We start from the raw sequence: 14,171 nt of genomic DNA, 5'->3' as shown, positions 1-14,171 counted from the left end.
GATTTCAGTTGAGATTTGGGGGATTTGGCTAGTTTTGGGGGCCGAGGGTGGGCTGCCAGTTGACGACCCGTCCGCCGCAGAGCGTGAGGACACAGTCACCTTGTACGGGCGTGTTCACGAAGGGATTGTTATGGCCCATGCCGACGAAAGCGGCCGGGTCAATCAGGCTTTGCGAGTCGAGGGCGTAGGCCGCCAGATCTGCCGGGACGCCCACGCTCAGCCGGCCGGCATCCAGGTGATACAGGTCGGCGGGGCCGGTGGTGAGCAGCTCCACCAGGCGGCGCAGGCTGAGTTTTCCGGTGCGGACCAGGTGCGTGTAGAGCAGTGCGAAACTGTGCTCATTGGTGACTAGGCCGAAAGCGCCGGTACGGAAAGAGCAGTGCTTTTCCGGGTCAGTGTGGGGGGCGTTATCGGTGGCGATAGCGGAAATCGTGCCGTCGTTTAAGCCCTCTAGGACGGCGGCGGCATCCAGCTGTGAGCGCAGCGGCGGATTGACCTTCCAGTTGGCGTCGTCGGCGGGAATATCCGCATCCGTCAGCAGCAGGTGATGCGGCGTTGCTTCCGCGCTCATGTTGACGCCGTCCGCTTGGGCGCGGCGTAGAATCCGCATGGATTCCACCGTGGAAGCATGGCAGAGGTGATAGTGGGCGCCGGTCGCTTCCGCAATTAGGGCGTCGCGTGCCACCTGCACGGTTTCCGCGAGGCGGTGAATGCCCGGCAGGTCAAGGCGGGCGGAGGCTTCACCCTCGTTAATGACGCCTTCACCTTTAATGGATTCATCTTCCGCATGGGTGGCGACGGGGCGGTTCACCTGCGCGGCCAGCTGCATGGCCCGCCACATGGTGCCGGCTTTTTGCACGCCTTTGCCGTCGTTGGAGAAGCCGACGGCCCCCGCCTCGGCCTGCGCAATAATATCAACCACGTCATCTGAGGTGAGACCGCGCGTGATGGGGGAGTAGGCGTGAACATTGATGACGGCGTGCTCCCGGATGAGTTCTTGCACCTGGGCTAGCAGCTGCGGGGTGTGCGGGTCGGGGACGGTGTTCGGCATGGCGCAAACCGTGGTCCAGCCGCCGCGCGCCGCCGCTGCCGTGCCGGTCGCAATGGTTTCCTTATGGGTTTCACCCGGCTCGCGCAGGTGGACGTGAATATCCACTAGGCCGGGGGTGACGAGGGCGCCTTGGACGTCGATCACGCGGGCGTCGGTCTGTTGTGGGGCGTCAGCGCGGCCCGTGACGATGGCTTTAACCTTGCCGTCTGCCACCAGAATCTGGGTGGCCTCTAGGCTGTCGGAAGTGCCGGCGCCGAGGGTGCGTGCGTTGGTGATGAGCAGTGGCTGACTGGGGTTCATTTCGCAAGCGCTTTCTGTTGTTGAGCGGCAGAGTTGTTCAGTAGGACGCGCTCCAGCATGGCCATGCGGACCAGTACCCCGTTCGTCATTTGCGGGAAAATTCGTGACTGGGGGGCTTCCATCAGGGCGTCAGCTAGTTCGCAGCCGCGGTTCACCGGGGCGGGATGCATAATGATGGCGTGCTTGGGCATGCGGGCGGCCCGCTCCTCAGTAAGACCGTAGGCGGCCAGGTAGTCGCTGGCTTTAAAGTCGGGGCCGGCATCGAAACGCTCATGCTGGACGCGCAGCATCATGCAGACATCTAGTTGCGGCAAGATTTCATCAAGCCTAGCGACCGTGCCCCAGGCGGTGATGCTTTCATCCATCCATTCATGCGGGCCGGTGAAATACACGGTGGCTCCCAGCCGGGTGAGGACTTCCGCGTTGGAGCGAGCCACCCGAGAGTGTGCAATATCGCCGCTGATAGCAACCTTCAGTCCCTCAAAGTGACCGAATTCTTCCCGAATCGTCAGCAGGTCCAGCAGGCACTGGCTGGGATGCTGGCCGGAGCCGTCACCGCCATTAACAATGGAGAGGCGCAGGTGGCCGGTTTCCAGCAGCTCATCATAGTAGGCGTTTTGATGATGGCGAATCACCGCCACATGCGCCCCAATCGCGTCCACTGTGCGAACCGAATCGTAGAGGCTTTCCCCTTTGGTCAGGCTGGAATGGTCAGGATTAAAATCCAGTACCTTCATGCCGAGACGGTGCTCAGCCATCTGGAAGGAAGTCATCGTGCGGGTCGAGTTCTCAAAGAACATATTGATAGCGACCAGGCCTGACGGGATCTTTGGGGTGGCGCCCTGTTTGAACTCTGCGGCGCGATCAAGGAGGGAAAGCACATCCTCGATACTTAAATCAGCAATGCTGAGAAGGTGAGCGGCCGGGCTGGTTGGCTGGGTCATGTGCTACTCCAATATTTGCGCCACCTTTGCCTGCCCGTTTCCGGGGAAACAAAAATAGCTTCCGCCTATGAGGGCGAAAGCACACAATCCACGGCAGAATCCTGAAACCGCAGCAGCCACTGTTCGTGGTTGCAGGGCCGTATCCTAACCTTGTTCGACACCTTCGCGACCTCACAGGATCGCCTTAAAGAACGTCTACCAAGAGGGTAGCATCTTTGTGAAAGTACCGCCGGGTAACGCCGGTGTGAGAATGCCCGCGTTCCAATTGTTTCGACAGTCAGACGTGTTGATTGTTAATGTCCCGCGCGCTGGTTAATGTGGAGTTGTGCAGCAGAAAAAACCATCGGCGCGGGCCCCGAAAGTTAAGGGGCGAACGCCTAAAACTCAGGCGCAGGCCGCGCAAGCGCAGCCGCGGACGCCTAAAACTAAGTCTCAGGCGCAGGCCGCTCAGTTCAGACTGGGGGGCCTAGATGGGGTGCGTGCCTTCGCCGCTATCGCGGTAGTGCTGTACCACGCTTTCCCCTCAAAGTTTGGGGGCGGTTTCCTGGGTGTGGACGTGTTCTTCGTGCTGTCTGGTTTCCTGATCACTGGTCTGCTGGTGAAAGAGTGGCATCGGGACGGGAAGATTGCGATCGGGCAGTTCTGGCTGCGCCGGATTCGTCGCCTCTTCCCGGCGGTCGCTCTAATGGTGATTGTGATGGTTCCGGTCGCCGCGGTTTTCAGCCTGGACCTGGTTGCCGGAATCCGGAGCCAAGCCGCCGGCGCCCTCAGTTTCACACACAACTGGGTGCTGATCTGGACGGACAGCTCCTATTTTGATTCCCGCGTGCCGCAACTATTGACTAATATGTGGACGCTTTCAGTGGAGCAACAGTTCTACCTGCTGTGGCCGATAGTGCTGCTGCTGATTCCGCTAAACCGGCGGGAATCTGCGGCGCTCCCCCTCGTCCTCGGCATTGCTTCAGCCGTCGGCATGGCCTATCTTGCTTACGGGATGGCGGACCCATCTCGCGCCTACCTAGGAACGGACACGCACAGCTTCGGACTGATGCTGGGGGCAGCGCTGGCGCTGTGGCTGGGGCGCGTCGTCGAACCCAGCAGGGAAGTCGTTGCCGCGGAGTCCGCCTATGTGCGCGGCCTGGTCGCCTGGTCAGGGTTCGCTGTCATGCTGGTAGCGTTCGCGGTGGCCAGTGACGAAGCCGCCGTCAGCTACCCGTGGGTGACGCTGATGGCTTGTTTCGCGACCGCCGCCATGATTCAAGCTTTCGTCGCGCCAGTGCAAAACCAGGTCGGCCCGGCCAGAACCCTGCGCCGCTTCCTAGATAGAGAGCCGCTGGTCTGGTTCGGTGAGCGCTCCTACGGGGTGTACCTGTGGCACTGGCCCATCCTGGTGGTGCTCTGGTACCTGTTCCCGGGCCTGTCCGAGGGCGTCACCTCAATCATCGTCCTGATCCTAGCTACCGTGCTGGCCGCCCTGTCCTTCACTTTCGTGGAAAGCCCGATGCGTAAAAACGGGATTATCGCGACCCTCAAGACTTGGTTGCGGCTGCCCGAGGACGAGGGCGCAGACGTGCGGCCCGCCTGGATTCGGCGCGGAGCCGTCGGCGGCCTAGTTGCCGCGTTCTTAGCGGTGAGTGCTTTCGCTCCCGCCCAAAATGAGCTCAGCCAAGCGCAAGAGCCGGGTGCTGCCACGGTTGAAGGCACCGGCGAAACCCCGGAAGGAAATGGTGGAGCCGGCGCGGCAGACGCTACTGCTGAAGGTGGCACTGCGGGCACAGTAGCCGGTGGCGCGGTAGCGGGCACGACCGAAACGCACAGTCCAGAAGGTGCTGGGGGCAGTGCTGGGGGCAGTGCTGCGGGTAGTGCTGCGGGCAGTGAGCAGAGCCCAGAAGCTACGCCGATTCCCGCCAACCAGATCACTTTCATTGGCGACTCAGTCACCGTCATGGTGGAAAAAAGCCTGAAAAACAAATGGCCTGAAATGATTATTGACGGCCTAAAAAACCGGGCCTCCCCGCAGGTTGCCGGCCTGATGAAACAATATGCCGACAAAGGAGAGCTCCGCTCCGTCGTCATCATTGGGGTCACCAGCAACTCCACCCTGCGCATGCAACAGGTGGAAAGCTGGCTGGAGTTGGCCGGCCCTGACCGGACCCTAGTGCTAGTCACGGGGCATGGTCGCCCCGCCGAAAAATACATTTGGGATTCTAATAACCTGATCCGTGAAGCCCAAGCCAAATATCCGAATCGGATTGTGATTGCGCCCTTTGACGAAACAATTAAGGGACATGAAGACACCCTGTACCGGGATTTAGTGCATCCGCGACCATCTGGAGAACAGTACTATGTGGCGGCCATCAACCAGGCGCTAGAAAAAGTCAGCAAACTGCGGGCCGGAAAGTAGACGCACCCTCGGACAGCTCAGCCTTGCCCTGCCTGGCTCTGGCTCTGTGCGCCCTCGGGCCCTCCCCTCAAGGCGCTACTCATCATCCCAAAGCTCCGCGAAAGCACTCCGCTCCTGCGCCCGCAAGCGGTCGAGGGCGCGTCGTTCTTTCTTGGTGGGACGGCCCGTTCCGCGTGCTCGCACAATCGGGGCCGGGGCGTTAAGCCGGGTGGGTCGCGGCGGAGAATGATCAATGTAGCACTGTTGCGCTAGTGCCGCAGACGCCCGCTTCGACAACAGGCCCGTAACTTCTAGCACTCGGTCAAAACCTTGAAAACGGTAGCGGACCGTGTCGCCGATTTGAACTTTTTGCGAAGGCTTTACTGGCTCGTTATTAATTCTCACATGGCCAGCTTTGCATTCGCTGGTTGCTAAAGAGCGCGTTTTAACCTGTCGGACCGCCCACAACCAGACGTCGATGCGCACAGAACCCTCGGTCTTTACTTCAATCACCCGTTAATTGTAAGACAAGGTGCATATTTACGCAGGTAGCGTTTCAAATAGATAACAAAACCCACTTTAATTGGCTCTGCCGTTTCAAGTAAAGGTAAAGAATGCTTAAATAGAAGCTCGAATAGTTGAAAAATTAGGAGTAATAACATGACTACCCGAACAAAGGCGGCTCCCCCAAAGCAGGGTGCCGCAAACGGAGACAGAGAAACATGGTCCTCTCAGACCGGCTTCTTGCTTGCTGCAGTCGGCTCAGCGGTCGGCCTCGGCAACATTTGGCGTTTCCCTGGAGTTGCCTACACCAATGGTGGCGGCGCCTTCATGATTCCGTATTTGGTAGCTCTCTTCGTCGCAGGTGTCTCATTCCTACTCCTAGACTATTCACTAGGACACCGGCTACGTGGTGCAGTCCCCACCGTATTCAGGCGAATTCATATCCGCGTAGAAATGATCGGCTGGGTGAAAGTCTTAATTTCCTTCGTCATCATGACCTACTACGCCGTCATCATCGCCTGGGCAGCTAAGTACGCTTTCTTCTCGGTTACCTTAGCGTGGGGAGACGACCCCAAAGGCTTCTTCTTCGGAGAATTCCTAGAACTCAGCGACAGCCTCAGCTTCAGCCCGGTTTGGGGTGTTGCACTTCCCCTGCTTGCAGTATGGGTAATCGTGATTGCGATCCTCGCCCTCGGCGTGCAAAAAGGTGTCGAGCGCCTCAACCGAATCTTCCTGCCCCTGCTAGTGGTACTGTTCGCAGCGGTCGTGATCCGCTCCGTCACCCTGCCCGGCGCAGTTGACGGCCTGAACGCATTCTTCACCCCGAACTGGCCCGCCCTCGCCGACGGTAGCGTCTGGTTGGCCGCCTTCAGCCAGATTTTCTTCTCCCTGTCAATCGCTTTCGGCATCATGGTCACCTACGCGTCCTACCTGCCGCGTCGCTCGAACCTAGGCGGCACCGCATTCGTCGCGGCTTTCGCTAACTCCTCCTTTGAAATCTTGGCCGGCATCGGCGTCTTCGGCGCCCTCGGTTTCATGGCTCACCAGCAGGGAATCCTAGTGTCAGACTTGGAAGGCATCACCGGTGTTTCCCTGTCCTTCATCACTTTCCCCGCCATCATCGGTGCTATGCCCGGCGGAGCAGTCTTCGGTGTTCTCTTCTTCACCAGCCTTGTGGTTGCTGGCCTGACCTCCATCGTGTCACTGATCCAGGTGGTGTCCGCCGGCTTCCAAGACAAGTTCAACTGGTCGCCTTCCCGTGCCGCCATCTCCGTGTCAGTGCCCTCAATGGTGCTGTCCCTAGCGTTCTTCTCCACCACGTCCGGACTGCTGACCTTGGACATTGTGGATAAGTATATTAACGAGGTCGGCGTGGTCTTTACCGCCATCTCCACTGCTGTTATTGTGGCCGTTCTGCATCCGCGTCTGTCGCGTCTGCGTCGCCACCTCAACCTGCTGTCCACCGTTAAGGTCGGTCGCTGGTGGGATTTCCTCATCGGTTTCGTCATCCCTGCCGCTTTGGCTGGCATGTGGGTGCAGACCGTGCTGGATTTGATTTCAAACGGTTACGGCGGCTACCCGTCCTGGTACACAGGTGTCTTCGGTTGGGGTACTTTGGGTCTGCTGCTGGTGGGCGCCTATGTTTTGACTCTGACGCGCTGGCGTAATGACGTGGATGACTTCACTGTCATGCCGTTGCCGCACCGGCCACGTGACCGTTACGGTCGTTTGCTACGCGAGGACGAGGGTGTCTCCCTCATGCCGGTCGCTCCCAAGGTAACGGGTGACCGTGAACAAGACGATGATTTTGAATATGGCGCGCAGTACCAATCTGCCGGTGCCGCTGCCGACGCGGCTGGCGCATCCGCCGCAACTGAAGGAGAAACCCGATGAATACCCAAGCGATCGTAATGATGATTGTGTCCATGGTGCTAGTTTGGGGCGGCTTGGCCTACTGGATCTGGAACCTCCGTTTCAAACCGACACCGGAGCTTCCCGAAGAGGTTGAGTCTTTCATCTCCGCCATTGAGGCCGAGGGTGAGGATGCGGCAAGGGCCGCATCCCAGCGAGTTGGTCTTTACAAGCGGAATAAAGAGCTGGGCTAGAATCTTAGCCCACAGTCGAATCGTCCCCGAGTAGATTAATCTTCCGGGGTGGCTATGGGACTGAGGATGGTGGATGATGTTGTGGCATCCGCCATCCTCAGTTCTTTTTGTGCTCTGGTGCAGCAGCCCACCGGCCTTTCAGCGGTTGGGTATGACTTTTTGCCACAAATAGCCCAAAAACACCACTTTTCAAGCCTAAACCCATACCTAAACAAGACTTTCCTTCAGAAAAGTTCGGTTGGGTATGACTTTTTGCCGGGAATTGCTCTAAATCTGGACTTTTTTGGCGTTTACTCATACCCAAACAGCCGGTAGGGAAACTGGCACACCCTCGTCCTCGGCCAAAACAACTACCAACCCTCTAAGAACTCTGGGCAGATCACCACCAAAGGCCGTGAAGGCGCCACCCACTCAGCAATCTCCCGCGCCACCAGCTCCGGCCGCCTTAGCTGCGCGAAAACATAGTGCAGGATCCGCAAACCCTCTCGCTCAATCGCGACGTCTCGGAGCTTCTCCTCCCGCAAAACGCTGGCGGACCGGTATTTCATCAAACCATCCAATTCCACACCCAGCCGCTGCTGCGGAAAATATGCGTCCAAGAAAAACAGGCCCCGCCCCGTATCCATGCGCTGCTGCAAGACCGGCCGCGGGAAGCCATACGCGGCACAAAGCAGACGAAACCGAGTCTCAAGTGGCGAGTGCGCCCACGGCGTCATCAGCTCAATCAGCTGCCGGGCCCGCTTCAGCCCGTGACACCCATGCAGCTCATCTAACCTAGTCAGCACCTGCTTTTTCAAATGCTTGAAGCGCTGCTCCGTCTGGCCCCGCGCCCGGGCATCCGCCCGGCAAAGGGCAACACAAATGCTGTCCACCGAAGTCATCGCGTCAAGCGGCTTACGATATCGCAAGAATGTGCAAATAAGCTCTACTGGATCCACCACATTTATACCCTCAATCTGGCGATTTTCTTTCGGTACGCCCCGGTAGGAAATCATTTTCAGGTGGGCGGCATCCACACTGTGCGTACCAATGGTTAGCGCTGGGAATACAGTGGTCTGCCTGTTGTGTTTTCTATCCGAGAGAGTGATGATTGGAGGATTTGCGTCATTAACAGCAAATCCGTAAACTACGCAGGCAGATTCTAGGGTGAATGTGGCTGTCGGTCTCGCAATCTGATGTGCAAGCACTCTAGCTATCGCGACGATCCTGGCTGCTTCCCAGTATCCACTAGGCTCTCTATTTGGTAGTCCCGTTAGGTAGCATCCACGTTTTACCCGCATAATTTCGGGGCGCTTGGTGTCATTGTCGTTGGATGAGTAGCGGATCCTGGGTATCTCACTTGCTCTTGCCACATGAATTTCCCTTAGTAGTGTCATGACTAAGGTGTATCGCGCCAATACGGCTTTCTGAAACCTGTAGTTCTCCAAGTTGTGGATAAGGAACCTGTGGATATATTTCGTGGTGACGGGGGGAATGTCTGTTTTGGTATGGGTTTGGGCTTGAAAAGTGGTGTTTTTGGGCTATTTGTGGCGGAAAGTCATACCGAACCGATGAACAGCATCCGGTGCGGGAGCTGTGGCGCGTCGGCGGCTAGCGGAGCAGGTCTTTGGCGCCGTAGCGGTTGGTTACCGCCCGCATCCCGGTGTAGATGAAACTGAAAGCAAACCACAGTGCGCCCAAAGCCCAAACATTTCCCCAAGCAGCCGAGTACCAGCCAATCAGCAAGACGAAAGGCAGATAGACGGCCAGGTTAATCACCGCGGCAACAGCCAAATACTTGGTTCGATTAGCCCCAATCAGGACGCCATCCAAAATGAACACATAGCCGGTCATTGGCTGAGACAAGCCACAGATAATCAACGCCACCGTGGTCGGCCAGAACACTGGCTGGTCCTGGGTGAACAGCCACGGCAGTACCGGGGACAAAACCAAGAAAATCACACCGACAGCGGAGCCAATCCACCAGCCCCAGGTCAGACAACGCCGCAGTACCTGGCGGATCCGCTCCGATGAACCAGTACCCAGACCGTGACCAATCAGTGCTTGCGACGCGATCGCTAAAGCATCCATCCCGTAGGAGCCCAAACCCCACAAAGCAATAGTGATCTGGTGACCGGCTAAAGGAACAGCACCAGCCGAGGTGGCCGCCCAAGTGGTCAGCAAGAAAGCAGCACGCAAAGCCGCGGTACGGGCCATCAAAGGCGCGCCGGCTGCGCCCACGGCGCGAGCCCCATGGAAAGTGGGACGCAAAGACACCCCGTGCCGGCGCGCCCCCCGAGAAATCAGCACAGTCAAAGCGACAGCCATTAATGTTTGCGCCAAAGAAGTACCCGCAGCAGAACCTGCCACTCCCATGTCGAATCCATAAATCAAGGTGGCATTGAAAATAACGTTCAAAATGGCGCCGCCCACTGAAACATACATGGGGCTGCGATTATCCAATAAGCCCCGTAGCGCTCCGGTGCCGCCCAGCACCAAAAACATGCCGAGTAGTCCGGGCGAGCCCCAGCGCACGTAGGCGACTGCGTGGATGAAAACTGCCGGCTCCGGGCTGAACCAGCCCACCACGGTCGGCGCTAACAGCCACATCAGGGGCGCCATTAGCAGCCCTAGGAATCCGGCGAACCAGATGCCTTCCACTCCCGACCGAATCGCCCCTGCCTCATCACCGGCGCCCAGTTGCCGAGACGCCACCGCGGTAGTCGTGTAGGCCAAGAAAATGAACAGGCCCACGATGGTCAGCATGATGGTTGACCCCAGCGCCAAACCAGCCAGCGGGTTCGTCCCCAAGTGTCCGACCATTGCGGAGTCGGCCAGCACCATGAGCGGCTCAACAATCAGCGCCCCCAAGGCAGGCAGCGCCAGCCCCAGAATCTGTTTGTCAACGTCTTTGCTGTTGGCCGCGGGAGTCACATCCGGTTCGGTCGGGGTGGGTTTGCGCTCTTTCATACTCTCACCCTAACGGATGCTTCCAGCGGAGAGTAACCCGAGTTGGGTCGAGGAAGAGGAATGTCGCAATTACCACTCGCCAGTTACCCACAGGTGTTTTTCCACAGCCTGTTAATAACATGTGGATAGAGGATTCTGCGGAAAACTCAATACATTTATGAATCCGTCAGAAAAACCCCGAGTTTTCCCCACAACTGTTTCCACAGTGCCCTCGCGTGTCGTGCACATATTATCCACCGATTATCCACATTATTGGTGTCGACTATGTGCGGGTGAGAAGGCATAATCAAAGGAGTGAACTTAAATCAGTCGGTTAGCGTAGTTGCTGTAAACCGAAGGTGTAAGGTAAAAACCCAGAAAACGCCCCTGAAAAGTAGCGTGGAGTTGAAATGCTGGCATTACTGGCAACACCAGAAACGCCGGCAACGCTGGCGCTTGTAGCACCGGCAACATAGGCAACTAGGGAAGGAAAAGGCATGGATCCCGAAGAAGACGGCTTCGACCGCACCCCACCTCAGGACATTGACGCCGAAATCTCGGTCCTAGGCGCCATGCTGCTGTCTAAGGAAGCTATTGCGGATGTGGACGCAATCATCACCGCTGATGCTTTCTACCGTCCCGCGCATGCCACTATTTTCCAGGTCGCACTGGAGCTTTTCGCGAAGGGTGAGCCCGCTGACGCTATCACTGTGGCGGCGGAGCTGAACCGCCGCGGCGACCTCAACCGGGTTGGCGGCGCCACCTACCTGCACACCCTGATTGCTTCTGTCCCGACCGCCGCGAACGCCACCTACTATGCGCATATTGTCCGCGAGCAGGCTATCTTGCGTAACCTCGTGAATGCGGGCACGAAGATTGTGCAGTTGGGTTACGCCGACGAGGGCGGGGATGTCGACGATCTAGTTGATGCCGCGCAGCGCGAAATCATGTCCGTTTCAATGGATTCCACTACTGAGGATTTCGTGCAGATTGGCCCGGTGGTGGATGAGATGATGGAGCTGTTGGGGTCTTCCACAGCTCAGGATTCTGCTGGTGTGCCCACCGGTTTGGCTCGTCTGGATGAGCTGACGAACGGCCTGCATCCGGGTCAGCTGATTATTGTGGCGGCTCGTCCTTCGATGGGTAAATCCACGCTGGCTCTGGACTTTTGTCGTTCCGCCTCAATTCATCATGGCATGGCTTCGGTTTTCTTCAGCTTGGAAATGGGCCGCGACGAAATTGTGAAACGTATGCTCTCCGCGGAGAGTGAGGTCTTCCTGTCTTCCATTAACCGGGCAGAGCTGGAGGACCGCGACTGGGATCGGTTGGCAAAGAGAATCGGCCGGATGCATGATGCGCCACTGTTCATTGATGACTCCCCGAACCTGACGCTCCCAGAAATTAGGGCGAAGGCTCGCCGGCTCAAGCAGCAGCATGACCTGAAACTGGTCGTGATTGACTACCTGCAGCTGATGACTACGAATAAGCGAGTGGAGTCGCGTCAGCAGGAAGTCTCAGAGATTTCACGTAACCTGAAACTGTTGGCCAAGGAACTACAGGTGCCGGTCGTGGCAGCTGCTCAGCTGAACCGTGGCCCGGAACAGCGTAACGACAAGAAACCAATGATGGCTGACCTGCGTGAATCTGGTTCACTGGAGCAGGACGCTGACGTGATTATGCTGCTGCACCGGCCGGACTATTACGGCAAAGAAGACGACATGGAACGCAAAGGCGAAGCCGACATTATTGTCGCTAAGCACCGTAATGGTGAGACACGAACCGTGGGTGCAATCTTCCAAGGCCACTATTCACGCTTCCAGAATATGGCGGAAGATCGCGGGGACACCGGCGGCCTCTAGGCCAGCTCTAACTCCAGGCGGGTTGCCCTAGATCCCGGGCGGGTAATCACAGTGTGTGCCCGCCCAGCAACCTCGGGGAACTGGGCAATATACTTCTCTAACCAGCGGCCAGCGAATTCTTCCGCCTCGGTGGTTGGAACTAAAGCCCAGACGGAGCCGCCGAATCCAGCGCCGAAAGCGGAAGCAGCAACCGCACCTTCCTCGCGCGCCAAAGCAGCCAGAGCCCGCGTCTCATCCACCTGGTTCTGTAAGCCCACGTCAGTCCAATGCTGAGACAAATCCACGACGCGACCGAAATCCTCCAGGTCGCCGGCCAGCAGGGCGTCAGCCGCCTGCACTACCAGCTGATCGGATTCAATCAGGAACTGCTCGAAACGCTTACGCAAATAGTTGCCTTCGCCCAGCAGCCCACGGATCTGCTCCGCAGCTTCCGGGGTGGCCGCAATCGCGTCAGCTAGGAAACTATCCTCACGTCCAGTGTGCTCATTCCACTGCGCCAAAATGTCGCGCGTCGACTGGGAGGCACGATTGTACGCATCCCGCGCCGCACCCGACTTTTCCGCCAAAACACCAGAAACGGCGACCACAAAACTATGATCCAAGGCGAACGGCACTACGGCTTCGCGACGGACCGGGCAGAAAGCGTACTGCACTAGGGAATCCTCCACGCCGCACAGCATGGCGGTGTGATCCTCGGAGCCACCAAAAGTACCAACACCGCGATGCCCTACCAGTTCACCAAAACTCATGCCGTTTTCAATGCAAGCCAGATAGGCGGCGAACTCTTCAGCACTGGAAATATTACGGCGGAACAAGTCAGTGGACTCAATCCCGGACAGATCCATCAGGCAGCGGGCCAAACCCACCACCATTGCGGACGAAGAAGACATCCCCGACGCCAACGGCAGGGTCGTCGTCATGTGAATATTCGCGCCCACAACCTGATCACCGAAGTTCAACACCAGACGGGTCACTACGGCGCGGGCGTAGCCAGCCCAGTGACCGTTGTCGTAGCCTTCAATATTTTCTGCCAGCGGCAGCTCAACAGTTCCCTCAACGGCGTCGGAAGAAATCCGCACCACGCCCTCGTCATTAGCTTCCGCAACGAAAGTGATACCCACATTCGCGGCCGCCAGCAGGGAACGCCCACCCGCATAGTCAGTGTGTTTACCCAGCACTTCAATCCGCCCGGGAACAAACCAGCTGACCCGCTTCGCCGTGGTCGGCAGCGCGTCGTGAAGCAGCTCGGGCGGAACTGTTAAGGATTGGTTCAAAGCGTTACCACCACGTCGGAAAGAGCCTCTTTAACTGCCGCAATATCGGTCCGGCGAGACATGTCGAGGACGCCCTCGGCCACATCCACCACGCTGAACGGGGTGCCGTGATCGATAGCGTAACGGACTGCGTCAGCTAGCTCGTACTCGCCCCGAATGGAGGACTCAATGTTCTTGCAAGCCGCAAAAATAGGCTTCGTGAAGCGCCACGCGTTCATGGAAATGCCGGCGTCGGGGCGGGCCGCCAAAACCTCCGGGGCAGGCTTTTCGAGGATGCCGTTGAAAGTGCCGTCCTCCAGGTAGTCCATGATGGCGAAGGCCGCAATCCGGTCAGCGGGAATATTGGACTGCTCAATCAGGGCGTTACGTTCATAGCCGAGGAGGCCCGCAGTGTCGAGGGCGGCCAGTTTGGTGAGCGCCGCCGCAGAGTAGTAGTTGTCAGAGTTAACCACGATGAAAGCGTCATCGCCGGCGAACTCTTCCGCAGCCAACACGGCGTCAGCGGTGCCCAGCGGCTTTTCCTGAATGGCGAAGTGAACGTTGATTCGCTCCGAGTTCAAGTTGCCGTAGTAGTCGCGCATCATGTCGTGTTCGGGGCCAATTACTAAGCAAATCTCGGTGCAGCCGGCGTCCGCAAGGGCGCTCATCACATAGTCAAGGAAGGGGCGGCCCACATCGATCATGCCCTTCACGCCAGCGTTCGCTGCTTTCGCCTGCTCATCATTGAGCTGTGCTCCTTCAGCTTCAGCCCGCATCCGGGTGCCGAGGCCACGCGCCAGAATTACTGCTTTTTTAGTGTTTCCAATCATGTAGGGTATTCTAC

The 14,171-nt window shown here is 58.0% G+C and carries 12 protein-coding genes; 4 read left to right on the top strand and 8 right to left on the bottom strand.

The annotated features are described in order from the left end of the window. Window positions 1-28: 28 nt before the first annotated feature. Together BM477_RS00700 and BM477_RS00695 are read right to left on the bottom strand one after the other, a co-directional pair. Window positions 29-1,351 carry a dihydroorotase gene (locus BM477_RS00700; protein ID WP_084543607.1) on the bottom strand — a complete coding sequence of 441 codons (1,323 nt, stop codon included), beginning with the start codon at window positions 1,349-1,351 and terminating at the stop codon, window positions 29-31. Further along, window positions 1,348-2,295, bottom strand: coding sequence for an aspartate carbamoyltransferase catalytic subunit (locus BM477_RS00695; protein ID WP_075360760.1), 948 nt, complete (start codon window positions 2,293-2,295; stop codon window positions 1,348-1,350). Before BM477_RS00695 ends, BM477_RS00700 begins: the two co-directional genes overlap by 4 nt. 325 nt (window positions 2,296-2,620) lie before the next feature. Here BM477_RS00695 and BM477_RS00690 point away from each other — a divergent pair, with 325 nt between their 5' ends. After that, window positions 2,621-4,699 carry an acyltransferase family protein gene (locus BM477_RS00690; RefSeq protein WP_075360759.1) on the top strand — a complete coding sequence of 693 codons (2,079 nt, stop codon included), beginning with the start codon at window positions 2,621-2,623 and terminating at the stop codon, window positions 4,697-4,699. A 75-nt stretch (window positions 4,700-4,774) separates the two neighbouring features. On the opposite strand, the gene BM477_RS00685 is transcribed toward BM477_RS00690, so the two are convergent. Further along, window positions 4,775-5,191, bottom strand: coding sequence for an RNA-binding S4 domain-containing protein (locus BM477_RS00685; RefSeq protein ID WP_075360758.1), 417 nt, complete (start codon window positions 5,189-5,191; stop codon window positions 4,775-4,777). A gap of 147 nt (window positions 5,192-5,338) precedes the next feature. On the opposite strand from BM477_RS00685, the gene BM477_RS00680 reads away from it, so the two are divergent. Both BM477_RS00680 and BM477_RS00675 read left to right on the top strand, forming a co-directional pair. After that, complete coding sequence (locus tag BM477_RS00680) at window positions 5,339-7,075, top strand: sodium-dependent transporter (protein ID WP_075360757.1); 1,737 nt, start codon at window positions 5,339-5,341, stop codon at window positions 7,073-7,075. Continuing rightward, on the top strand, window positions 7,072-7,287 hold the full coding sequence (locus BM477_RS00675; RefSeq protein ID WP_075360756.1) for a methionine/alanine import family NSS transporter small subunit: 216 nt from the start codon (window positions 7,072-7,074) through the stop codon (window positions 7,285-7,287). Before BM477_RS00680 ends, BM477_RS00675 begins: the two co-directional genes overlap by 4 nt. A 97-nt stretch (window positions 7,288-7,384) precedes the next feature. On the opposite strand, the gene BM477_RS08240 is transcribed toward BM477_RS00675, so the two are convergent. The 3 genes from BM477_RS08240 to BM477_RS00665 form a co-directional block, all read right to left on the bottom strand. After that, the gene (locus BM477_RS08240; RefSeq protein WP_143230151.1) at window positions 7,385-7,585 is read right to left on the bottom strand and encodes a hypothetical protein; all 201 of its coding nucleotides are present in this window, start codon (window positions 7,583-7,585) and stop codon (window positions 7,385-7,387) included. A 52-nt stretch (window positions 7,586-7,637) separates the two neighbouring features. Then, the gene (locus BM477_RS00670; protein ID WP_143230150.1) at window positions 7,638-8,639 is read right to left on the bottom strand and encodes a hypothetical protein; all 1,002 of its coding nucleotides are present in this window, start codon (window positions 8,637-8,639) and stop codon (window positions 7,638-7,640) included. Window positions 8,640-8,877: 238 nt separating this feature from the next. Then, the gene (locus BM477_RS00665) at window positions 8,878-10,236 is read right to left on the bottom strand and encodes an MATE family efflux transporter (RefSeq protein WP_075360754.1); all 1,359 of its coding nucleotides are present in this window, start codon (window positions 10,234-10,236) and stop codon (window positions 8,878-8,880) included. A gap of 476 nt (window positions 10,237-10,712) precedes the next feature. On the opposite strand from BM477_RS00665, the gene dnaB reads away from it, so the two are divergent. Continuing rightward, complete coding sequence (gene dnaB / locus BM477_RS00660; protein WP_075360753.1) at window positions 10,713-12,074, top strand: replicative DNA helicase; 1,362 nt, start codon at window positions 10,713-10,715, stop codon at window positions 12,072-12,074. Here dnaB and BM477_RS00655 read toward each other — a convergent pair. Next, a complete protein-coding gene (locus tag BM477_RS00655) occupies window positions 12,071-13,348 on the bottom strand; it encodes a galactokinase family protein (protein ID WP_222842258.1) in 1,278 nt (425 codons plus the stop codon). The genes dnaB and BM477_RS00655 overlap by 4 nt on opposite strands. Next, window positions 13,345-14,157 (bottom strand): sugar phosphate nucleotidyltransferase, encoded by an 813-nt coding sequence (locus tag BM477_RS00650; RefSeq protein ID WP_075360752.1) that lies wholly within the window; start codon window positions 14,155-14,157, stop codon window positions 13,345-13,347. Before BM477_RS00650 ends, BM477_RS00655 begins: the two co-directional genes overlap by 4 nt. Window positions 14,158-14,171 lie beyond the last annotated feature (14 nt).

The sequence above is a fragment of the Boudabousia marimammalium genome, assembly GCF_001936115.1.
In the GTDB taxonomy this organism is placed as follows: Bacteria; Actinomycetota; Actinomycetes; order Actinomycetales; family Actinomycetaceae; genus Boudabousia; species Boudabousia marimammalium.
Note: the sequence above shows the minus strand (reverse complement) of the source record. Positions and strands in the feature narration are given on the sequence as shown.

Excerpts from the sequence above, each read along its gene's own strand:
- BM477_RS08240 (WP_143230151.1), bottom strand. The coding sequence starts at position 7,585 with ATGAGTAAACGCCAAAAAAGTCCAGATTTAGAGCAATTCCCGGCAAAA.
- BM477_RS00695 (WP_075360760.1), bottom strand. The coding sequence starts at position 2,295 with ATGACCCAGCCAACCAGCCCGGCCGCTCACCTTCTCAGCATTGCTGAT.
- BM477_RS00650 (WP_075360752.1), bottom strand. The coding sequence starts at position 14,157 with ATGATTGGAAACACTAAAAAAGCAGTAATTCTGGCGCGTGGCCTCGGC.
- BM477_RS00680 (WP_075360757.1), top strand. The coding sequence starts at position 5,339 with ATGACTACCCGAACAAAGGCGGCTCCCCCAAAGCAGGGTGCCGCAAAC.
- BM477_RS00665 (WP_075360754.1), bottom strand. The coding sequence starts at position 10,236 with ATGAAAGAGCGCAAACCCACCCCGACCGAACCGGATGTGACTCCCGCG.
- BM477_RS00675 (WP_075360756.1), top strand. The coding sequence starts at position 7,072 with ATGAATACCCAAGCGATCGTAATGATGATTGTGTCCATGGTGCTAGTT.
- dnaB (WP_075360753.1), top strand. The coding sequence starts at position 10,713 with ATGGATCCCGAAGAAGACGGCTTCGACCGCACCCCACCTCAGGACATT.
- BM477_RS00700 (WP_084543607.1), bottom strand. The coding sequence starts at position 1,351 with ATGAACCCCAGTCAGCCACTGCTCATCACCAACGCACGCACCCTCGGC.